Below are 19,762 nucleotides of genomic sequence, written 5' to 3'. Positions count from 1 at the left end.
AGAGCCCTTAAAACTTCGTCCTCTTCATAGCCGATGAAATATTCTCGTTAAATGTTAGGAACATTATATGATTCCTCCAACCGATAAGTCAATACTTGTTTTGTATAAAAATTCAGAAATTCATCCTTCCTTCATCTCAAACTTTAGCGTTACCCTAATCCCTCCGCTTGGTTCAGTCACCTTTTAACTTCCTTCAGGCATAGGATATACGAGCAGCATGATTGGTTCTGAAAGGAGGCTCCCCATGGTGATTCGGCAACGCAAATCCAAGCTGGATGATGGTGCCATCATGAGGCTGATTGACTCTCAACTTGTTCCTCTATCTCATATGAGTGAAAGTGAAATCAATAAAATACGCAAAGAAATACCCCTGCGAATGAACAGGGGCATGACCTTTGTTGTCTCATCGGAGCCTGACAAAGAAGCTGTCGCATTCATCCACTTTCTCATGCACGGCGAGCTGCTGTATGTGGATATGATGGCTGTTTCCACGAAAGAACAGCGTAAGCGCTACGGACAGACTTTGCTGCTCAAGGCGGAAAGCTTCTCAGTATCCCGAGGTTGCAAAAGATCCAAAGTGATGGTGGATGAAGGCAATACAAAGGGGCTCCGATTTTATCAAAAGAATGGCTATAGTACAATTCGGTATATTATGATGAGCCGCTGTTATGAGATGGAAAAACGGTTATAAAGCGGCCTAGAAAAAGCCTGGTGGACGTGGACCCGGGCCATAAGGACCGAATCCAGCACCAGGTCCAAAGCCGCCACCAGGTCCTCCAGGTCCATAACCCGGTCCGCATCCTGGGCATGGCTTCGGTCCCGGGCCGTATCCTGGACCACCACCCTGACCAAAGCCGAATCCAGGACCAGGTCCGTAAGCATATGGTAGTGTAGCGATGGCGAGCAGATCAAATAATACCAGCGGCAAAATGGCCTTGGTACGAACTTTTTTGCCAACCACACGCTTCAACACCAATTTATCGCCTGATACTTTCAACAGCTTTCCAGTAACACGAGTACCGTCTTTTTTTATCGCGACAATATTTTTGCCTACTAGTTTCATCGCTTCATCACGCGTAACTTGTTGTTTCATACTTTCCCCTCCTCCTCGGATCGTTCAGAACAGTGTATTCGTCCATGGCTGGATTCGCTTGTTTCTTTGTCCATACCTGCAAATATGATTATCTGCACAAGCACTAAGGAAAACATGGAAAATTAGGAGGAGAGTTACAAAAAAAGAAAAAAAGGCCCGCACAATGCGGACCCTCTTATCAAACCATTGGATAGCTAACTTGATATGCTGGAGGTTGTTACCTTTTACCCGGATCATACGCTTCACCGAGTGCAGACGGAGCCGAAGAACGTCCGACCGCAGCAACGAGAACGATGATGGTAAGTAGATAAGGCAGCATATAAATAATTTCCTGGGGAATACTTTGTGACCATTCGAATAATTGTACATAGTTCCGGATCGCTTGAGAGAATCCAAAGAACACAGCCGCACCAAAGGCACCAATCGGATTCCATTTACCAAAGATCATAGCTGCAATGGCAATATAACCTTGACCGGAAACCGTATTGTGCGAGAACGTACCCGTTGTTGTCAACGTAATCGCAGCTCCGCCAATGGCTGCAAGCGCACCACTAATCATAACGGCAACATAGCGGTAACGACGCACTTTAACACCAACCGTATCTGCCGCACTTGGGTGTTCACCTACAGAACGAAGGCGCAGGCCAAATGGAGTTTTGAACATGATGTAATAGGTCAGGAATACGAACAAAATGGCCAGATAAGTCGTTGGGTATACGTTCTTGAAGAAAGCTTCCCCAAGCAAAGGAATGTCTTTCAAGAACGGCACATCAAGCTTGCTGAATCCTTGAACCAACGGTGAATCACCAGAACCTTCAAACAACAATTTAACCAAGTACAGTGTACTTCCTGCTGCCAAAAAGTTAATGACGATACCACTGATAATCTGGTCTGCTTTAAAGGTGATAGATGCAACGGCATGAATAAGCGATACCAGTACGCCTAACACAATCGCGAGCAAAACACCCATCCAGGCCGATGTTGTCCCACCCATGCCCGCTTCTTGAGCATAATGTGCCCCGATTCCAGCTGCAAAGGCACCAAAGACCATAAACCCTTCGAGTCCGAGGTTGGTCACACCTGATTTCTCCGAAAAAATTCCGCCCAATGATGCAAAAATCAATGCCGTAGCAAAGACAAGCGTCGTATTGATAATTTGCCCAATTGTCAACAAGTCCATCTACAACACCTTCTCTTTCTTGCGCTTCGAATAGAACGGTTTAAGTATCCAGCGTACGATACCTTGTGCCGCAATAAAGAAGATAATCGAACCGATCACAATCCGAATAATCTCAGGCGGAACATCCGCAGCAAAGCTCATTCCTGCAGATCCGTACGTGAGGGTACCGAACAGTACCGCACCCAGCAACACCCCAAATGGATGATTCAAACCAATCAGGGCAACCGCTATTCCGTCAAAACCTGTCCCTGGCGAACCCGACATTACAGTCTGGTATTGGAACACTCCCAGCACCTGGAATGCACCACCAAGACCAGCAAGCATACCACTGATGAACATCGCTTTGACGATGTTCCGGTTAACATGCATACCTGCATATTCAGCCGCATTAGGGTTGTAGCCTACTGCGCGGATTTCATACCCTTGTTTTGTTTTCCACATATAGATATAAAAGAGCACAGCCATCACAAGGGCAATTAATGTACCCATGTGTACACGGGAGTTACCCATCAGTTCAGAGAGCCATGTTAGGCTAATTGAAGCCGATTCACTGATATCCACTGAACGGTTCTCGCCATTCAACAGCAAGAATTGGCGCACAATAAGATTGGCCAGATACAGACCAATCCAGTTCAGCATAATACTGCTGATAACTTCATTGACCCCACGTGCGGCTTTCAGGTAACCAGCAATAGCTGCCCATAGACCACCAAAGAGCGCACCGGCAATCAAAGCCAGCGGAGCGTGAATGTATATCGGTAAACCTACAAATTTAACACCAACAAAGGTTGCAGCCGTCATTCCGACGAGAAATTGACCTTCCCCCCCGATATTAAACAACCCTGCTCGTGAAGCAAATGCAAATGCAAGTCCAGTCATGATCAGCGGCGTCATTTCCCGTACGGCTTCACCAAAGTTGTACATATCTCCAAATACCTTGGTGAACAAGGCGCCATAGGCTCCAATCGGATTGTATCCACCGATCAGCATGACTACACCACCGAGAATAAGCCCCATAATGATAGCCACTACAGGCAAAATGAATGAATCTCGGGTAAACCATTTCAATACGTTACTCATGCGCAGTACCTCTCTTTTGGGTGCTGCCCGCCATCATCAAGCCGAGCTCCCTGTCATTGGTTTCTTCCGGCAGCACCTCACCTACGATTTGGCCTTCATAGATGACAGCAATTCGGTCAGATACATTGATAATCTCATCCAGTTCAAATGAAATCAGCAGAACGGCCTTACCTTGATCGCGTTGTGCAATCAGTTGCTTTTGCACGAACTCAATAGCCCCTACGTCCAGACCACGTGTTGGTTGGGCAGCGATAAGCAGTTCAGGGTTTTTATCCACCTCACGGGCGATAATGGCTTTCTGCTGGTTTCCTCCAGACAAGGAGCGAGCCTTAGTCTCTATGCTTGGTGTACGCACATCGAACGCCTCCACAAGACGCTTCGCCTGCTTTTTGATAGCATCGAAGTTTAGGAACCCTTTACGGGTGTATGGTGCTTTATAATACGATTCCAGAACGATATTTTCACTCACTGAAAAATCAAGGACAAGTCCGTGTTTGTGTCGATCTTCCGGGATATGAGCCACACCCGACTCCGAAATATGGCGTGGAGAATGATTGGACAGCTCCTTGCCCTCCAAACGAATCGAGCCGCTCTCCACTTTACGAAGTCCGGTAAGAGCTTCAATCAGTTCACTTTGCCCATTACCATCAACGCCTGCGATCCCAACAATCTCTCCCGCACGGACGTTCAAGTTAAGTTGATTAAGAACCGAGATACCTTCTTTATTTTTGGCGGTTAATTTGCTGACTTCGAGCACATTGGCTCCCGGTGTCGCTGGCTTTTTGTCCACTTTGAATGTGACATTCCGACCAACCATTTTTTCTGCCAGTTCATTCGGATTCGTTTCCGATGTTTTGACCGAATCAATCACTTTACCCCGACGAATAATCGTAACCGTATCGGAGATTTCCATGATCTCTTTCAGTTTGTGAGTGATCAAAATAATGGATTTACCTTCAGCTACAAGCTTCTTCATGATGACCATCAGTTCTTTGATCTCTTGAGGTGTTAATACAGCTGTAGGCTCGTCAAAAATCAGAATGTCCGCACCACGATACAACGTTTTAACAATCTCCACACGCTGCTGCATTCCGACAGAGATATCATGTATCTTGGCATGAGGATTCACCTTTAGTCCATACTGCTCGGACAAGCGCTGCACTTCAGCAGCTGCCTTTTTATAGTTAATATTGAGACCCTTCGTAGGTTCAGATCCCAAAATAATGTTCTCTGTTACCGTGAACGGCTGTACAAGCTTAAAGTGCTGATGCACCATGCCGATGCCAAGATCGATCGCTCGGTTAGGACTGTCGATGACAACAGGCTTGCCATTCACTTCAATGGAACCTTCATCCGGCTGATAGAGACCAAATACAATATTCATCAACGTTGACTTACCAGCGCCGTTTTCGCCCAGTAGAGCATGGATCTCGCCTTTACGAAGCTGAAGGCTGATGGCGTCGTTGGCAACAATGCCTGGGAAACGCTTCGTGATTTGTTTTAACTCAACGACGGGGGTTGCTGCACCCATATAATCACCCTTATACCTGATATAGTGTGGTTCCGCAAACGTAAGAAAAACGTCTATCGACGTTTATTAAGGAAGATGGACCGCATGTAGCGGCGGTTTTCTTGAGATTATCGAATCCTTCAGCTCTGCTGAGAGTGAATTCCATAATCTTAAGAAAAGCTCCAACCGGAGCGATGATGAAAAGTTTTTCTTTTGCCATGGGCTGTTCCCCAAATACGTCCTGTGTACCTGTACAAATGTTATCAAGGCCTGATCAAATGTTCCCGGCCTGACAATCATAAGGCCGGTCAAGACCGGCCTCAAATGATTATTCTTTTACAGTTGAAATCAGATTACTTTGTCGGTACTTTGATTTCGCCTTTGATGATTTTTTCTTTGTATTCATCCACTTTGGCAAGTGTCTCAGCAGAAACGTTTTTTGTAGAAGTATCCGCGATACCTACACCGTTTTCTTTCAAAGTCAGGTTCTCAGAACCACCCTTGAATGTTCCATCGACGACTTCTTTGTTTACGCGCTTCACAGCTTCGTCAACTTTTTTGATCATGGAAGTCAATGTTATATCATCGCCAAACTCCAGGGATTGGTCTTTATCTACACCGATAACCCAAACATCTTGACCTTGTTTCTTACGAGCAATCGCTTCGTTGAACACGCCGTTACCTGTAGCGCCGGAAGCGTGGAAAATAATGTCTACGCCTTGGTTATACATTGTAGCAGCTGCTGCTTTACCAAGGTCAGGTTTATCAAAGGCACCTGTGTAGTTGGGAATGAATTCAGCTTTAGGATTAACAGCTTTAACCCCTTCTCTGAAGCCTACTTCAAACTTTTTGATCAGCGGGCTGTCCATACCACCAACAAAGCCAACTTTGTTCGTTTTCGTTGTCAAACCAGCTACAACACCAACCAGGTATGATCCTTCTTCTTCAGCAAATGTTACGGATTTAACATTAGGAACATCAACTACACTGTCAATGATCGCAAGTTTAGATTCAGGGTTTTGCTCAGCAACAGTCTTGATTGCATCAGCCAATTGGAAACCGATACCCCAAGTCAGGTCATATCCACCTTTAACGAATTCATTCAGGTTAGGAATGTACTCTTCATCGGATTTACTTTGCAGGTATTTAACAGCAGTACCTGTTTCAGTTTCAGTCGCTTGCAGGGCTTCCCAAGCGGATTGGTTAAAGGATTTGTCGTTGACTCCACCTACGTCAGTAACCATACCGATTTTCAAATCGGATTTGGCTTCAGTAGAAGTACCACCTTTATCTCCTCCGGCATTTGTTTCTTCTTTCGGTTTGCTTCCGCAACCTGCAAGCATGACCGATACTGCCAGCAACATGACCAAAGACAAGCTAAGCATCTTTTTCATTTCTCTTTTTCCCCCTTAATGATATATACCTAATTCCTATCCAGCCGATATTGAACGGACCAACAGATAGCAGAAATGGCTTTTATGCAGAATGTATGGTTTCTTCGACATTAAAAGCGCATTCTACCCCTTACAGTATCGTATCATCTGTCGAAAAACCGAACATTATGACTTGAAGAGAAAAGTTTAGGACTAGCCTACTAGAGGTGATTATACAATCAACCAGTGTTAAAATCCAGATGTTTCATCACCAAAATCCACTTATTTTTGTTCTTTTTTTATTGAAAGCGCTTAATAATTTAACGTTTTAACACACTAACGTCACATCGTTGTAACGTTATATAACAAAAACATATCACGTTTCCTTATTAGAAGTGGGATTCATTTCTTTTATTTGCATTATTCCACCGTTCGTATTTTATGTATTCCCACAGTCTGTTATTCACCAATCCTATGGTTACATTGTGTCCTTCCAGACTATAGCCTATTCGGCCCAGGAATGCTGCTATCTATATACTCAATTCCATTCTCAAGCCGTAAAAAAAGCCGCCATAGGTACGGCGGCTTGCATAAGCAATGTTAAGCGTTGATTTTGCCTTTAGCTACAGTAGCCAAAGAGTTGAACGCATTGATGTCGTTAACGGCCAGATCAGCCAACATTTTGCGGTTCATGTCTACACCAGCAAGTTTCAAACCATGGATCAGTTTGTTGTAAGACAAACCATTCATACGTGCTGCAGCATTGATACGAACGATCCACAGTCTGCGGAAGTTACGTTTCGTGTTGCGACGGTCACGGTATGCGTATACCAAGGATTTCATTACTTGCTCGTTAGCTGTTTTAAAAATACGGTGTTTGGAACCGAAATAACCTCTTGCCAGTTTCAAAACCTTTTTATGACGACGACGTACTACAAAACCGCCTTTTACTCTTGCCATATTAAAAGAACCTCCCAAAATATTAAATGTATCCGTGGTATGTGTACGGCCGTAGCCGATCCCCCATACGGATGTATTATTTTAAATTAGCCTTTCAGGTTAGCCAAACCTTGTTTCAAACGTTTTACATCCCCGGCAGCCATCACTGGGTTACCGTTCAGAACGCGCTTAGCACGTTTGGATTTGTGGGAAAGCAAGTGGTTTTTGTGAGCTTTGTAACGAAGGACTTTACCGGAACCGGTAATTTTGAAGCGTCCTTTCAAACTGCTGTGTGTTTTCATTTTAGGCATTTTGTGTTTCCTCCTCCAATGTTATCAGGCTTTAGGAGCCAAAATCATGATCATACTGCGGCCTTCCAGTTTCGGTTGACGCTCGATAGTACAAAGTTCTGCAACTTCTACCTTAACGCGTTCCAAAATCCGTTGACCAATGGCGGCATGCGCAATTTCACGTCCGCGGTAACGAACAGAACATTTTACTTTGTCGCCTTCATTCAAGAATTTAACTACATTACGAAGCTTCGTTTGATAATCGTGCTCCTCAATATTGGAACGGAACCAGACTTCTTTAAGATCAACAATTTTCTGGTTCTTACGGGCTTCTTTATCTTTCTTTTGTTGCTCATAACGGAATTTGCCATAATCCATAATGCGGCACACCGGCGGTTTAGCCTGTGGTGCTACATTGACTAGATCCAGGTTCAGATCAATCGCCATTTGCAGCGCTTCGCGAATGGGCGTAATCCCAATTTGTTCTCCTTCAGCTCCGACAAGGCGCACTTCCTTCGCCCGAATCTCATCATTAATCATGTGCTCTTTACTAATAACCGTCCACCTCCAGGTCATTTTGAATATCCTGTAATACAAAAATAAAAGGGATGCCGGTTAAGCTACCGACATCCCTGTAATCAACACAATTCTTCATGAGTATACACTTCATAAATTATTGGGATCGTTGACCAGCCAACATATTTGTTGGTCAGGTGAGAAGTCGGACTTCTTCTTGTGATTCCATTGCCATTCGCTTAACGCACTTAAATAGTGTACCATCCTGTAAAACTATTGTCAACACATTCACAACATTTATTTTACAACATGATTTACTTCAGTTGTTTATCCCTGTTTGCTCTGTACCTCATCCAAGCGTACAACACGTGTATGCTGGGTGTGGCTCCATTGTTTGTTGTTCTGCGTGAAGAACGCATAGAACGTAATTGGATACCAAGAGAGCAGATAAATTGGGAACAAAATCAAGTACAGATACACTTTAGCAAAGGTGACTCTCTCCAGCGCCATTGACAACAGGAATGTGAGAATGTTCAGACCAATGGCTAGAAAACCTACCCATAGCGGGAAGTATCCGTATATGTTCGCGATATTGGGACCACTGAACACTGCCGTATCCACCCACATGACAGCTGTCATTAGGAACGTAAGCAATACCACGTACACATTGGCACCATACACAGCAAGGTCAAATTTGACCAGGCTTCTTTCTTTAATACTTTGCCACAAAAGTGGGAAGAAATATCTCCGTGCAACTGTAAAGTGCCCTTGCATCCAGCGCAGACGCTGTCTTGCAGAAGCCTTAAACGTTAACGGCTTCTCGTCAAATACTTTGGCATCGTAGTTAAAAACAGGATATACATTGCGCTGTACACTACGCATCGTAAACTCCAAATCCTCAACCAGACTTGTAGCGCCCCAGCCAATTTCCTTGAGCAGGTTGGTCTCGAAGCACATCCCTGTACCTCCAAGGAAGTTTGCCATATTCAGATTATGACGGGACAACTGCCACAAGCGGTTGATGTACCAGTAAGATACACCGTATGCCGCAGTGATCCAGGAATCCTCTGGGTTCTTGGTATCGATATACCCCTGAATAACCCGTGATCCGTTACACAAATCATTATTCATTTCAAGCAAGAAGTTGTGATCAACCAGGTTGTCAGCATCAAACATAACCACTGCATCATACTGGCGTGGCAGTTTCCAAAGGTACTTAAGCATCCACTCAATCGCATAGCCCTTACCTCTGAGATCTGCGTTTGTACGTACACAAGCATTTAATCCATGATCTCTAACAATTTGTGCCGTTCCATCCGTACAGTTATCACAAATGACAAACACATCGTACAGATCTTTCGGATAATCCAGTTGCTTCAGGTTTTCCATCAACGCACCAATAACTTGTTCCTCGTTGTGCGCTGCGACGAGTACAGCGAATGATTTTGTCGCCGGATATAGTTTCTTTTTCTTTTTCTTATGCAGACCGAACAGCGAAAACGTGAATTGGTACACGGCTAGCAGTGCCAGAATGACCTGCATCGTGACGAATATAGCGTCCATCATCGTTCTCTGTTACCCCCTTTTTTTCAAACCCAGTTTACTTTAGAACGTTTCTCTACCTGCTTCTGCATCTTTATTTTTTTGTGATGTGCAGAATATGACCCTGTTCTTTTGAGTACTACGCAAATATTTCAGGAAATGTTTCAAGCATGGTTGCTGCCAATTGGCTGCTTTATCGATTTTGTATGCTTTTCAGCCATTTGTCAAAACCGTAATTCCACTCCCTGAAGCAAAAATGTGAACTTTAAACGCTGAATAGGCACTTCATGATACCGCAACCTCGCATTCATGCCTGTTATGTCTTATTTTCAGCCGTTTGCTTGATTTTTATTTCTAAAGTCCCTGCTTTTTTCAACTTTGATGCATATCGACAGAGCCTCTACATCAATTAACGTAAACAGAGCTCAAAAAGTTTAATCTAAAACTCACATTTTTTTACCTCAAATCAGCCATATTGAATCATTGTATCTTTTTTGGCTCATCCGAGTCAAAAATTAATTGGATGTTTATCCACTCTTTAACATGAATTTTATCTTCTTCACATGTGTTCTTCTTGAAAAGGACAACATTTAAAAATATGATAAACATATACCTGAAATAACCTCAAGTTCACGAAAAACGGTTATATACTAATCAGGACAAAGCTGGACACAGTAATTTTCCGCAAATACTGCCGCCAACATGGGCGGCCTGACTGGCAGGAGGCCAATATGAGCCGTTTATTCGTAAAGTTTCAAGAGTATGATCGAAATGTGTTTATGTGGATTAATGGTCGACTTCATAATCGATTTATGAATTTTTGGCTGTATTATTTCACCCATCTGGGCGGAGCAACTTCTTCTATTGCTGTATCCTTACTGATCTGGCTACTGGCTCCCGCTCCTTGGAGTACAACAGGGCTTCAGGCTAGCATCGCTCTGGCGGTCAGTCATATTCCAGTGGCGATTGCTAAAAGGCTGTATCCTCGCATTCGGCCTTACCTGGCCCTGCCGGATACGATTACGTTTCGCAACCCCCTGACGGATCACTCATTTCCTTCGGGGCATACAACCGCCATCTTCTCGGTAACAGTTCCTTTTATGGCAATGGAACCAATCTTTCTGATGGCGCTACTCCCTGTTGCTATAATTGTCGGATTTTCTCGGATTTACCTAGGATTACACTATCCTTCAGACGTGTTAGCAGGTGCTACAATCGGTACTTTAGTCGCACTTGCAACAGTTGCTTTATGGACTTAAAGTGGATATGTTAGACGAAGTAAACCTAGCAGGAACAGGTGAGGCAAGCGTGGAGAAAAAAAGAGTATTACTATTATCCGAAGGCTTTGGTGCTGGTCATACTCAGGCCGCTTATGCACTGTCCAGCAGTTTGCGAAAACTATCACCAGATGTGCAAACCAAAGTACTCGAGCTGGGAAGCTTTTTGAACCCCAGAGTTGCACCACTAATTATTACGGCATATAAAAAAACGGTGATTAACCAGCCCAAACTCATCGGGTACGTATACAGGCACCAATATAAGAAATCCTTGAACCGGCTGACCACCCTCGCGTTGCACAAATTGTTCTATACTCATACGCGCAGTATTGTACGTCAGCTTCGTCCAAATGTTATTGTATGCACCCATCCTATTCCCAGCGCCGTCATATCCAGATTGAAACGCCTGGGTGTACAGGTGCCACTATGTACAGTCATTACCGATTATGACGCGCACGGAACATGGATCAGCCCCGAAGTGGACCTGTATCTGGTCTCTACAGATGAAGTAAAGTCCAAATTAATGCTCAGGGGAGTATCTATAGATAAAATTCGGGTTACAGGCATACCAATTCACCCTAATTTCTGGGAGCATCCCGGACGGGATGAGATCCGGAGCAGATTCAACCTGAAAAACATGCCCACTGTGCTTGTGATGGGCGGCGGTTGGGGGATGCTCAGTGACGAAGTGGTTAATCAATTGCTGACACGCTGGCATGAGGACATTCAGATTATTTTCTGCCTTGGTCAAAATGACAAAAGCCGAATCAGAATGGAACAAAACCCTTTGTATCAGAGAGAAAATATCCATATCATCGGTTACACCAAGGAAGTGGACAAACTAATGGAAGTATCTGATCTCCTGATTACCAAGCCGGGTGGAATGACCTGCAGTGAAGGTCTGGCAAAGGGAATCCCAATGTTATTCCACAATCCCATCCCCGGTCAGGAAGAAGAGAATGTTCACTATTTCACCGCAAGAGGTTTGGGAGAGCCCATTACTTCACTGGATGTTGTGGTAAGATGGATGAACAAACTGCTCCACCATTATCCTGACATTGTACGCAAACGCAAACGCCATAACGCGCAGATTGCCAAGTATCATCCAATGCAGAGCGCACAAAGTATCATCGACCTTTTGGAGCTGCGTCCATATTCGGCAGATCAAGCGCAATCATAACGGGTTCTTCGTGTAAGCAGATTTCTACGAGCACTATCTAACTAACATTCGTCTGCCAGCAAACAGCTTCAAACAAGCTCACACGTACACAGTAAAGGTGCCTTCGATTCGAAGGCACCTTTACTGGTATCCTGGTTCTTATGAAACATAGTGCAAACTACTGAATCCCCGCCGACTTCAAGTACTCTTGCCATTGCTTGGTATACTCACTCTGGATTTTCTCCAGACCTGCCTGCTTGGCTTTCTCCATAAATGTGCTCAATCCTGCTTCCACATCTGCTACCAAGCCTACATTCAGCGGATACAAATATTGTTTCTCCACCTGCTCAAGTGCTGCCTTTTCGGCCTGATATGGTGTCCAGTCCTCAGCAAATCCGGTGTAGATATCCGGCTTTTTGATTTTGTCCAGATCCTCAAACATCGTCAGCACATCATCAAAGCTCTTGTCATAGAGCATGAATTCAGGATTACGCCATGCCCAGCCATTCATGCCTTCACGCGGGAATCCGTTGGTCTGAGCATCACCCACCATTTTGTAGTAGCCCTCTTGTACTTCAAAGTTCTTGCCTTCAACGCCGTATTCAGTGAGCCAATTATAACGTTTGTCCGTCACCAATTTTTCGTAAAATGCCAATGCCCTTTCCGGGTTTTTACTGCTCCGAGGAATGGCAAACCCATTATGAATCGGGTGAACCGGTTGTGCAAACCCTTTCGCATTCGGGTAAGGGAAATAAGCCAGCTTCCAATCCGGATGAGTGGACTGAACCTTGATCACATCCGCATTAAATTTGTTCGGGTTCTCACCCGATAGAACAACCGCCGCTTTTCCATTTTGCAGCAACGAATTGGAGGTATCCTTTACATTCAGCACATTTTTCGGAAAGAAGCCTTTATCCATCCAACGCTTGTAGGTTTTCAGGTCCTCCAGATGCTGTGCAGATCCCCAATAGGAAGTCACGGTCGATGGTGTGTCGTACATAATATCCAACCCATACGGAAGTTGACCTGCTGTATTAACCAGCTTGGAGGTTAGTTGACGAATACCATGGGTATGGTTGGCATTGCTATCCGCGATTGGAATCATGTTTGGTTCATTCGCTTTTATGCCCTCAAGATACGCTTCGAGCGTTTCCAGAGATTCCGGTTTGGGCAAATTATACTTCTCACGCAAGTCCTCACGATAGGCAATCCCCTCTGTCACATACTCCACCCATGTGGAAGGCACTGTATAGATTTTGTCGTTGATTTTGACTGCATTCCACATGTCGTCAGGAACATGAGATTTTAGTGCTGGCGCCGCCTTTGGTAACAGTTCATCCAGGGGCAGGAATGCTCCTTTCTTGGCATAAGACTGGTAAAATGTCCAATCGGCTGTGAAGATCAGATCGATTGGCTGGCCCGAAGACAGCAGTAGTTTGTATTTTTGATCCCAGTCTGTCCAGGAAGTGAAGTTGAATTTCACATTAACATTCAGATCAGCCTCAGCTAGTTTGTTGATCTCCGACTCAATCACAGGCAAATCTTTTGGTGCATCACCAAGCATGTAAAATTGCAGTGTTACTTTCTCGCCTTTGTTCTCAGAAGCCCCTCCCTGCTCGCTCCCTTGCGTCGATCCCCCCGAACCGTTATTACATGCGGCAAGCACCCCGGCGAACAGCATCAGGGCAAGTACCAGAGACAGGTGCCGAATTGTTTTGTTACGCATACGCATCCTCCCTTTTTGTGTAAACCTTATATGTTAGCGCAAACTCACTGTGGTTCAGATCAGACAGCCTTTAAGCGACCTGTATCCACAGCGCATTCACGTTCTAACCTTTGACCGCACCAATTGTAAGTCCCTTGACGAAATAACGTTGCACAAACGGATACAGGAACAGTATTGGACCCGTTACCACAATAGCCATCGCCATCTTGGTTGATTCGGTAGGTACATCCTGACTGAGCGTGATCCCCGTACCTATCGCCATCTGGTCAATGAAGGTGATCGTGTTCATCGTGTTGTACAAATAGAATTGCAGCTGGTACATATCCGGATTGTTAATGAAAAGAGATGAAGTAAACCAGTCATTCCAGTAGCCCAGTGCCAGAAATAATCCGACGGTGGCAATGCCGGGCATCGCCAGTTTCAGCACAACGCTGTAATAGATGCGGAAGTCATTTGCTCCATCAATTTTGGCTGACTCAATCAATTCATCAGGAACAGCTGAACGAATGAAGTTTTTCATCAAAATAATGAGGAACGGCGTCATCAACCCTGGGAAAATCAACACGGTATACGTATCTGTGAGGTTGAAGTAGTTCGCGAGCATAATGTACCAAGGCACTAATCCCCCACCAAACAGGGTAGTGAAGTAGATAAAGAAGGAGAACGTGTTACGGTATTTGAAGTCTTTGCGCTGCAGCACAAATCCCGCCATCGTAATGAGAAACAATCCAAGCACCGTACCTACAACCGTAGTGAAGACGGTCACGCCATAGGCTTTGAGCACCTTTGTAGGGAACGTGAACACCATCTTATAACCTTCCAGTGAAAAATCAGTGGGAAACAGGTGGTACCCATCCCTCACAATAGATTCATTGCTGCTGAATGAACCCGACAGAATGAGCAGAAACGGCAGCAAACATAAAATGGAAAGAATGATGATGAAACTGTAAGCAATCATTTGAAACAGTAAATTGAATTCAGAATCTTTGGCACGAGTCGTATGCATAGTGGTTCTCCCTTCTTCCCTGCGGGTGTTTTTAGAACAAAGCGTAGTCCTCATTCACTTTGCGAATGATATAATTCACGGTCATGATCAGGATAAAACCGAAGAGGGATTGGTATAAGCCGGCGGCGGTCGCCATTCCGATGTCAAAAGTCACTTTCAGAGAACGGTACACATACGTATCAATGATGTCTGTAGCGTTATACAGAACCCCGTTATTTCCAATAAGCTGGTAAAAGAGATCAAACTGCCCTTTCATAATGCTTCCGAGTGAGAACAATAACAGGATGACAAACGTCGGTTTCAGCATCGGTAAGGTGATGTACCAGATTCGCTGAAAGATATTGGCTCCGTCTATTCTAGCGGCTTCGTAATACTCATCGCTGATGCCTGTGATGGCTGCAAGGTAGATGATCATGCTGTACCCAAGATTTTTCCACAGATAAAAAATGATGATTAGGAACACCCAGATCCATGGTGTGTTGTAAATGTCAATCGGACCGGCCTCGAAACGTTTGAGCACCGTGTTCACAAAACCGGATTCATAGTTGAACATATTGTAAGCGATTACACTTAATAGTACAAAGGAGATGAAATACGGTAAAAACATGACCGACTGGGTGATTTTTTTGAATAATCTTCCCCGGATTTCACTGAGCATAATTGCACAGAAGATCGCCAGTCCATTACCTAATATAATGAAAGCCAGATTATAACCCACGGTATTGGTCGTGAGCTTCAGCAGCATCCCCGATTGCCATAAGAACTTGAAGTTCTCCAGGCCCACAAAAGGACTGCCGAATAAACCTCCTGCAAAATCATACCGAGTGAACGCATAATAGATACCGACCATCGGAAAATACGAGTTAATCAGAAAAAAGATTAGTGTAGGCAGCAGCATCAGGAACATCATTTTGTTTTTGTTCATTTCTTTGAGCATGGCTCGATCCCTCCCGAATTTCTTGCGGCGCGGCGCGCAGTGAAGCTCTGTTTTTATTGTAGATTGCCCTGCACGAACCTGGATACTGAATCATTCAGCCGGATCATGAACGATTCTGCCAAATTAAATATGAACAATATGCACGAACACTGAAATGAACAGCACACGTTCATAAAAGTTGATATCGTGCATAGGCTGAGCGTAGTGAACAATACAGCGAAAGTTGAATTTTAGCTAAGTAAATCAAGTATACAGCCCTCTTCCACCGTTGATGTAAACGCATACATAGTATATAATTCAAGATACATCCGTTATTCCCCCCATTTATATGTGAAGCCCTTTGCTTCTCTATGAAGCTGTACTTTGTTCGCCCAAAACAGAAGATTTAAGGGGGAAAGCTCATGCGTAAACGTTCAGAAGACAGCCAGAAGGTGTTTACACGAATTCTGATCGGTATCATTGTCAGCACCGTTGCTACGTTGCTTGTGGCCTCTGCCATCTTGTACGTCAACTATAATCGCATTGCTTTTCGCCAAGTATATCGAACCGATATGAACAGTCTCACCCAGACCAGCCGGGAAGTCTCCAAAATGACCGAGACCGCCAAATCCTTGTCTTATCAGATTTATCAGGACTATACCATCTCTTCACTACTGCTTTACTCCAAACCAAGTATCTATGAAATCACTTCAGCTATGGAACAGCTCGATAACTACCGAATGTCCCTTCCTTTTATCGAATCCATCTATGTATATAACTCCAAAAGCAATGAATTCTTTATCAGTTCCAATGAAGTGCGTAATGGACAACAATCCATCTCCGAAATCGATGATCAGGGAATTACAGATATCCTCCAGCGGTTTCATGAATACAAACCCTTTGTACCGATTCCGCGTACATACCAGGTGGGCTCTACCGAGGCCACAGAAGTCAGTAGCTATACCTACCTCTGTTATGACACGATTAATGATAACGCAAAATTAAACTATGCCGTCATTGTTAACATTAAGGATGATTGGCTTAGTCCCAATATGAATTCAGTCGATCAACCGGGCAAAACATTTATCATTAATGAAAACGGAGAACTTTTGTCGGATTTTAGTAATCGTGCGTTGATGCAAGATCTCTCCAGTGAAACGTTCATGCAACCAATCCTGATGTATACAGAACAATCGGCTTATTTTACCGCAGAGGTTGATGGAGAAAAGTCACTCATTACCTACACCGATCCTGATAACCTGGGTTGGCGCTATGTCCGCATAACGCCCTATGATCTAATTACTGCTGATATTCGGAATATGCGAACACACACGATCCTTTTTTGTCTGGGACTATTAGTTGCCGGATTGCTGCTATCTTACCTCGTCTCCAGGAAGTTGTATCATCCCATTGATAAGGTCCTTGTCCGTATGCGCGTAATGGAGGCAGAGCGTCGTGGCAGCCTGCATCTTTTGCGACAGGATTTTCTACGAGGAGCGTTACAAGGACGGGAAACGGTAACGGGAGGTATGCTGGAGGAACGCATGAAGTTCTACGGTTCGTCTGTCGCTGTCCATCGTGTATCCAGACTGGTGCTGCTCCGCATTGATCATTTTACCGAATTCAGTGACACCTATCGGGATGAGATTCAACTTGTCAAATACGCCATGATGAACATCTGCACGGAAACAGCTGATCAGTACTACCATACAGAAGCCGTGGATATGGGTGGGGATCTGATTACCCTTGTTTTCAATTCGAAAATTCAAGAACACATCGATCATGAGCCCAGCGATATTGAGGATTTGCTGCGTATGATGCAGGCCGCCGTTATGACGCATCTGAGATGCTCCATCTCTTTTACCATTGGGCCTGAAGAAGAGTCGCTTGAAAATAGCATTGCCTCCTATACACGATCGGCAGAGGCTTCACTCCATCGCTTATTCATGGGCCCAGGCTGCCTGATATATACATCGGACATTATGGCCTATCACTCCAAGGAGTATGCTTTCCCTGTTGGAAAAGAAAGACAGCTGATTGATTGCCTGATGACTGGCAAAACAGGAGAAGCCAAACAGATCTATGCAGACATCGTTGGCGAGACAGCAGCATATCCATTTACCGTATTTCAGTTGGCCTTGTCGCATCTGACGATGACGCTGAACCATGTGCGAAATACACTCAAGAAGAACAATCAGCTTACGCTGGACTCGATCTCTGACGGGTCAATGCTGCCGATCAAGGATACCGAGGATCTTAATGAAGTCCATGCCCACTTCTACCGTATGTTTGATGAGCTTGGTTCCAAAGTAGAGGAGAAACGAACACTCAAACACGAAGAGCTCATTCGCAAAATCAACTATATTATTGAACGAGACTATGCAGACACCAATCTCTGTCTCACCTCAATTGCAGATGAGCTGGCCATGTCACCTATTTACGTCAGCAGACTCTATAAGCAACTCACGTTAAAAGGACTAACTGATATCATTAATGAAACTCGCATAGCCAAGGCTCAGCATCTGCTAATTGAGACAGAAAACTCTGTTGCTGATATTGCTGAGAAAACCGGATTCTCGAACAGCTCCTATTTTTACCGCATGTTCAAGAAGTTCAATGGGGTTACCCCCAACGATTATCGACGTAAAGAGCTTCATTCAGAGCATTAGTGGAAGCAAAACTGGAGTAGCAAGTGTCACGAAAAGGACTTCAGTATAGGAGAACAATAACAATAAACAACAAAAAAGCGACACATGAATTGGAGTGCATCATTACACTCCTCATGTGCCGCTTTGTTTCAGTTATTATTCCTGATCTTCGCCTGACTCGTCCGCAGCTTCACGCACTTTGTACTTGTCCAGACGAATCTGCTGATATTCACGTAATGCCTCTTCACCAACAATCACTTCAACACGGTGAATGTTCATGCCTTTGCCCATGAATTTCTGCTCATACTCGGTCATCACATGCTCTTCATTCAATCCATCGCGGTGTAAATTCAGAGAAAGATTAGTCATTTGCAGACCAAAATCAGCAATCGCGTTGAGCGAGAAATCAAAGAGTGTCTCCGAATCCGTTTTGAAATGGATTTGGCCTTTCGGGTTAAGCAACTCTGTATACTTCTTCAGGAAACGTGGATGAGTCAACCGACGGCGTGCATGCTTGGCTTTCGGCCAAGGATCACTAAAGTTTAGATAGATCCGCTCCAGTTCCGCTGGTTCAAATACTTCCTCAATCTGTTCGATATTCGCCAGAGCCAGCTTCAAGTTGGGTGGTGTCTCTACCTCTGCCTGACTCCATGCATTACGAGCTTTCTCGCTGGCACGGCGTACCAATTCATCATACATATCAATTCCGATAAAATTAAATTCAGGATATCGATAACTCATTTGGCTGATAAATTGACCTTTACCCATGCCAAATTCCACAAAAATCGGATGGTCATTGCCAAAAAGTTCAGACCATTTCCCTTTGTGCTGTTTGGGATCTAAAACAACGAGATCAACTTGCTGCTCCAGATTTTCCCGAATCCCTTTTCTGCCACGTAAACGCATTTTATTCCTCCGTTTGTCCATACTTGTCTCAGACTTATTTTGCCGAAGAACCGGCAAATTGTAAAGAGCAATGAAAAGGGAATCTTCGGATCTGCCACTTTGGGCAAATCTCAAAGATTCCCTCTTCGATTTATTTGGAATTGGGGTCCAACTACTTTAATAGTTCATAGTCTACCTTATCTTGGTGTGAAAAATCAAATGTCTTTTCGAAAGCATCGCGAACTTTTTGTCTTGCAGCCGCTTTCACTTTCGGATTGCCATTAAAACGAACACCTGTCAAAGCCAGTGCCTCTTCTGCCGTCAGTTCAACAGACACATGATGAAGCTCATTGTTTTTAACTTGGGAATTCATTCATATCACCTCACGGTATAGTATGGTCCATGACGTCAACTTTGATTCAAATGTTATGATGAATAATACCCATTAGATGGTGTCTGACGTTGATTTAAATATAACATAATGTGTAAACTATAGCAAGAAGAAAACCTTGATTTCACGGCCTATTTTTGCATTCGGATTCCCCTTTTTTTGAGTTTTTTGATACAATGGTAAAAGTTCATGAAGACAACGAATATCGATCTATCGCCCATCTTTGAGACG

The 19,762-nt window shown here is 44.2% G+C and carries 19 protein-coding genes; 4 read left to right on the top strand and 15 right to left on the bottom strand.

Going from position 1 to position 19,762, the window contains the following annotated elements:
- The first annotated feature begins 247 nt into the window (after positions 1–247).
- Positions 248–691: a GNAT family N-acetyltransferase gene (locus tag ACR32F_RS08700; protein WP_440119748.1), complete on the top strand. Its 444-nt coding sequence runs from the start codon at positions 248–250 to the stop codon at positions 689–691.
- Between the two features lie 6 nt (positions 692–697).
- Here the strand turns inward: ACR32F_RS08700 and ACR32F_RS08695 are convergent, their stop codons facing one another.
- The 10 genes from ACR32F_RS08695 to ACR32F_RS08650 all read right to left on the bottom strand — a co-directional run bounded on the left by ACR32F_RS08695 (position 698) and on the right by ACR32F_RS08650 (position 9,547).
- Positions 698–1,093, bottom strand: coding sequence for a hypothetical protein (locus ACR32F_RS08695; RefSeq protein WP_440118017.1), 396 nt, complete (start codon positions 1,091–1,093; stop codon positions 698–700).
- A 217-nt stretch (positions 1,094–1,310) separates the two neighbouring features.
- Positions 1,311–2,273, bottom strand: a complete 963-nt coding sequence (locus ACR32F_RS08690; RefSeq protein WP_440118015.1) for an ABC transporter permease — start codon at positions 2,271–2,273, stop codon at positions 1,311–1,313.
- Positions 2,274–3,353 (bottom strand): ABC transporter permease, encoded by a 1,080-nt coding sequence (locus ACR32F_RS08685; protein ID WP_440118014.1) that lies wholly within the window; start codon positions 3,351–3,353, stop codon positions 2,274–2,276.
- A complete protein-coding gene (locus tag ACR32F_RS08680) occupies positions 3,346–4,884 on the bottom strand; it encodes an ABC transporter ATP-binding protein (protein WP_440118012.1) in 1,539 nt (512 codons plus the stop codon). The genes ACR32F_RS08685 and ACR32F_RS08680 overlap by 8 nt, the downstream gene beginning before the upstream one ends.
- A gap of 10 nt (positions 4,885–4,894) precedes the next feature.
- A complete protein-coding gene (locus ACR32F_RS08675; protein ID WP_440118010.1) occupies positions 4,895–5,083 on the bottom strand; it encodes a hypothetical protein in 189 nt (62 codons plus the stop codon).
- Between the two features lie 133 nt (positions 5,084–5,216).
- Positions 5,217–6,257: a BMP family lipoprotein gene (locus tag ACR32F_RS08670; RefSeq protein WP_440118008.1), complete on the bottom strand. Its 1,041-nt coding sequence runs from the start codon at positions 6,255–6,257 to the stop codon at positions 5,217–5,219.
- A 579-nt stretch (positions 6,258–6,836) separates the two neighbouring features.
- Positions 6,837–7,196, bottom strand: a complete 360-nt coding sequence (gene rplT / locus ACR32F_RS08665; RefSeq protein WP_017689664.1) for a 50S ribosomal protein L20 — start codon at positions 7,194–7,196, stop codon at positions 6,837–6,839.
- A gap of 86 nt (positions 7,197–7,282) precedes the next feature.
- Positions 7,283–7,486 (bottom strand): 50S ribosomal protein L35, encoded by a 204-nt coding sequence (gene rpmI / locus ACR32F_RS08660; protein WP_440118005.1) that lies wholly within the window; start codon positions 7,484–7,486, stop codon positions 7,283–7,285.
- A gap of 24 nt (positions 7,487–7,510) precedes the next feature.
- Complete coding sequence (gene infC / locus ACR32F_RS08655; protein ID WP_440119746.1) at positions 7,511–8,005, bottom strand: translation initiation factor IF-3; 495 nt, start codon at positions 8,003–8,005, stop codon at positions 7,511–7,513.
- A gap of 303 nt (positions 8,006–8,308) precedes the next feature.
- Complete coding sequence (locus ACR32F_RS08650) at positions 8,309–9,547, bottom strand: glycosyltransferase family 2 protein (RefSeq protein WP_440118003.1); 1,239 nt, start codon at positions 9,545–9,547, stop codon at positions 8,309–8,311.
- Between the two features lie 707 nt (positions 9,548–10,254).
- Between ACR32F_RS08650 and ACR32F_RS08645 the strand changes: the two genes are divergently transcribed.
- Together ACR32F_RS08645 and ACR32F_RS08640 are read left to right on the top strand one after the other, a co-directional pair.
- On the top strand, positions 10,255–10,782 hold the full coding sequence (locus ACR32F_RS08645) for a phosphatase PAP2 family protein (RefSeq protein ID WP_440118001.1): 528 nt from the start codon (positions 10,255–10,257) through the stop codon (positions 10,780–10,782).
- A 49-nt stretch (positions 10,783–10,831) separates the two neighbouring features.
- Entirely contained in the window at positions 10,832–11,980 is a 1,149-nt protein-coding gene (locus ACR32F_RS08640; protein ID WP_440117999.1) for an MGDG synthase family glycosyltransferase, read from the top strand.
- 157 nt (positions 11,981–12,137) lie between these two features.
- Here ACR32F_RS08640 and ACR32F_RS08635 read toward each other — a convergent pair whose 3' ends face one another.
- The 3 genes from ACR32F_RS08635 to ACR32F_RS08625 all read right to left on the bottom strand — a co-directional run bounded on the left by ACR32F_RS08635 (position 12,138) and on the right by ACR32F_RS08625 (position 15,628).
- Positions 12,138–13,685, bottom strand: coding sequence for an ABC transporter substrate-binding protein (locus ACR32F_RS08635; protein WP_440117997.1), 1,548 nt, complete (start codon positions 13,683–13,685; stop codon positions 12,138–12,140).
- A 103-nt stretch (positions 13,686–13,788) separates the two neighbouring features.
- Entirely contained in the window at positions 13,789–14,691 is a 903-nt protein-coding gene (locus tag ACR32F_RS08630; protein ID WP_440117995.1) for a carbohydrate ABC transporter permease, read from the bottom strand.
- Positions 14,692–14,722: 31 nt separating this feature from the next.
- Positions 14,723–15,628: an ABC transporter permease gene (locus ACR32F_RS08625; RefSeq protein WP_440117993.1), complete on the bottom strand. Its 906-nt coding sequence runs from the start codon at positions 15,626–15,628 to the stop codon at positions 14,723–14,725.
- 401 nt (positions 15,629–16,029) lie between these two features.
- Between ACR32F_RS08625 and ACR32F_RS08620 the strand changes: the two genes are divergently transcribed.
- Entirely contained in the window at positions 16,030–18,276 is a 2,247-nt protein-coding gene (locus tag ACR32F_RS08620; protein ID WP_440117991.1) for an AraC family transcriptional regulator, read from the top strand.
- Positions 18,277–18,411: 135 nt separating this feature from the next.
- On the opposite strand, the gene trmB is transcribed toward ACR32F_RS08620, so the two are convergent.
- Together trmB and ACR32F_RS08610 are read right to left on the bottom strand one after the other, a co-directional pair.
- Entirely contained in the window at positions 18,412–19,161 is a 750-nt protein-coding gene (trmB, locus tag ACR32F_RS08615) for a tRNA (guanosine(46)-N7)-methyltransferase TrmB (RefSeq protein ID WP_440117989.1), read from the bottom strand.
- A gap of 151 nt (positions 19,162–19,312) precedes the next feature.
- Entirely contained in the window at positions 19,313–19,513 is a 201-nt protein-coding gene (locus ACR32F_RS08610) for a hypothetical protein (protein WP_440117987.1), read from the bottom strand.
- Positions 19,514–19,762 lie beyond the last annotated feature (249 nt).

It is taken from the genome of Paenibacillus hebaui (assembly GCF_051934385.1).
In the GTDB taxonomy this organism is placed as follows: domain Bacteria; phylum Bacillota; class Bacilli; order Paenibacillales; family Paenibacillaceae; genus Paenibacillus.
The sequence above is the reverse complement of the archived record's forward strand: the minus strand, read 5'-3'. Positions and strand labels throughout refer to the sequence as shown.